The organism is Buttiauxella sp. S19-1, assembly GCF_022134725.1.
Classification (GTDB): Bacteria; Pseudomonadota; Gammaproteobacteria; order Enterobacterales; family Enterobacteriaceae; genus Buttiauxella; species Buttiauxella ferragutiae.
Map to the genome: position 1 here is coordinate 1 of NZ_JAHWLU010000222.1, position 2,579 is coordinate 2,579.

Consider the following 2,579-nt stretch of genomic DNA (forward strand, 5'->3'; position numbering starts at 1 on the left):
GTTAATAAATTATTAAATTACATCTTGATTTTTATGATTCACAAATCAACCATTGATGCAATTAAACGTAATACTTAGTGGGGTATGCGATGCAGCAGTTAACAAGTTATCTGTCAGGTCAGTGGGCGATGGGCCATGGCAAAGAACGCACGATAAATCATGCAATTAGCGGCGAAGCGCTGTATCAGGTCACCAGTGAAGGGCTGGATATGGCGCAGGCGCGCCGTTACGCCATCGACCACGGCGGCACCGCTTTAAGCGCGATGACCTTTGTTCAACGCGCCGCCATGATTAAAGCGGTGGCAAAACATCTGCTGGCAAATAAAGAAGCGTTTTATGCGATTTCTTACCAGACAGGAGCCACCCGCGCAGATAGCTGGGTGGATATTGAAGGCGGTATCGGCACCCTGTTCGCTTATGCCGGGATGGGCAACCGCGAATTACCAGACGATGTATTGTGGCCAGAAGACGAAATGATCCCGCTGTCTAAACAAGGCGGATTTGCCGCTCGCCATGTGCTGACGTCAAAATCGGGCGTGGCACTGCACATCAACGCGTTTAACTTCCCTTGCTGGGGCATGTTAGAAAAACTGGCTCCAACCTGGCTTGCCGGTATGCCGGCGATTATCAAGCCCGGTACTGCCAGCGCGCAGTTGACCCATGCGATGGTGAAATCAATTGTTGATTCAGGGCTGGTACCAAATGGTGCAATCAGCCTGATTTGCGGTGGCGTCGCTAACCTGTTTGATTTGCTCGATGAGCAAGACGTAGTGACCTTTACCGGCTCCGCCAGCACTGGACAAAAGTTACGTTGTCACTCAAATATTGTCGCCCGATCCGTACCCTTCACGATGGAAGCCGACTCGCTGAACTGCTGCGTGCTGGGCGAAGATGTGACGCCGGAACAACCTGAATTTGCGCTGTTTATCCGTGAAGTGGTGCGCGAGATGACCGCTAAAGCCGGGCAAAAATGTACCGCGATCCGCCGTATTTTGGTTCCACAAGCGCAACTTGAAAACGTGGTGCAGGCACTAAAAGGCAAACTGGAGAAAATCCAGCCCGGCGATCCGGCGCAGGAAGGCGTAAAAATGGGTGCACTGGTCAGCCTTGAACAGCGCGATGATGTGCAAAGCAAAGTGAACCAGCTGGTTGCCGCAGGCTGCCAGGTAGTGGTCGGCGGCCAAGCCGATACTGCCCTTGCGGGCGCGTTCTTCCCACCAACGTTGTTACTGTGCCAGCAGCCTGATGAAACCCCAGCGGTGCATGAACTTGAAGCGTTTGGCCCGGTTGCCACCGTAATGCCTTATCAGAATGCGCAACATGCGATGGCGCTGGCACGTGCGGGCCAGGGGAGCCTTGCAGGAACGCTGGTCACGGCGAGTGGCGATATTGCCCGCCAGTTTGTGCTGGGTGCCGCGCGTGCTCACGGGCGAATTCAGGTGCTGAACCAGGAATCATCGGTGGAATCCACCGGCCATGGTTCGCCATTACCAATGCTGGTTCACGGCGGCCCAGGCCGAGCCGGTGGCGGTGAGGAATTGGGTGGCTTGCGCGCGGTAAAGCATTACATGCAACGCACCGCGATTCAGGGCAGCCCATCAATGCTGGCGGCAGTTAGCCAACAGTGGAGCCACGGTGCGGCAGTGAAAGAAGATGCGGTGCACCCGTTCCGCAAACACTTTGACGACCTGCAAATTGGTGAAAGTTTGCTGACAGCTCGTCGCACCATTACCGAGGCCGATATTGTCAATTTCGCCAATCTCAGCGGCGACCATTTCTATGCCCACGTCGACAAAATTGGTGCGGCAGAATCATTCTTTGGCGAACGCGTCGCCCACGGCTATTTCGTGGTTTCTGCCGCTGCGGGGTTATTTGTTGACCCAGGTGTCGGGCCGGTTATCGCCAACTACGGTATGGAAAACCTGCGCTTTATCGAGCCGGTAAAAATCGGCGATACCCTGCAAGTGCGCCTGACCTGTAAGCGTAAGACCGCCAAGCCGCAGAAAACCGCCGAAGATAAACCGGTTGGCGTGGTGGAATGGGCAGTAGAAGTGATGAACCAGGATAAACAGGCCGTGGCTTTATATTCCATTTTGACGCTGGTAGCGCGTAAGAGTTAATACATTTTGTCGGATGACGCTGCGCTTATCCGACCTACGATAGGCCGTTGTAGGGGGGGGTAAGCGCAGCGTCATCCACCATTATTTTGATTTTGGCAAACCCAGCAAAATGGTTGGCAAGCAGCGCAATATATCTTGCCTGAGAAGTTGTTATGTTGAATTCATGCCCGTTTATAAAAAACATACGCTAAAAGTGAGAATTTCATGAATTTAATAACTGGAAAGAAAACCCTGGCTTTAGCAATCGCACTTCTGACTTCCCCGGCTGTATTCGCTCACGGCAGCGAAGCGCATATGGTGCCGATGGAGAAAACACTGACTGAATTCGGTGCTGATGTGCAATGGGATGATTACGCGCAGATGTTCACCATTGTGAAAGACGGTGCGTTTGTGAAAGTAAAACCTAATAGCAAATCGGCCATCGTCAACGGCAAAACATTGCAATTACAAGTGCCGGTG

At 52.8% G+C, this 2,579-nt stretch carries 2 protein-coding genes; both read left to right on the top strand.

Annotated elements, in window-relative coordinates:
• Positions 1 to 89: 89 nt before the first annotated feature.
• Entirely contained in the window at positions 90 to 2,120 is a 2,031-nt protein-coding gene (gene paaZ, locus MES37_RS24045) for a phenylacetic acid degradation bifunctional protein PaaZ (RefSeq protein ID WP_237932795.1), read from the top strand.
• A gap of 204 nt (positions 2,121 to 2,324) precedes the next feature.
• Positions 2,325 to 2,579, top strand: a 255-nt coding sequence (locus MES37_RS24050; protein WP_237932796.1) for a stalk domain-containing protein, incomplete at its 3' end; no start/stop codon positions are given.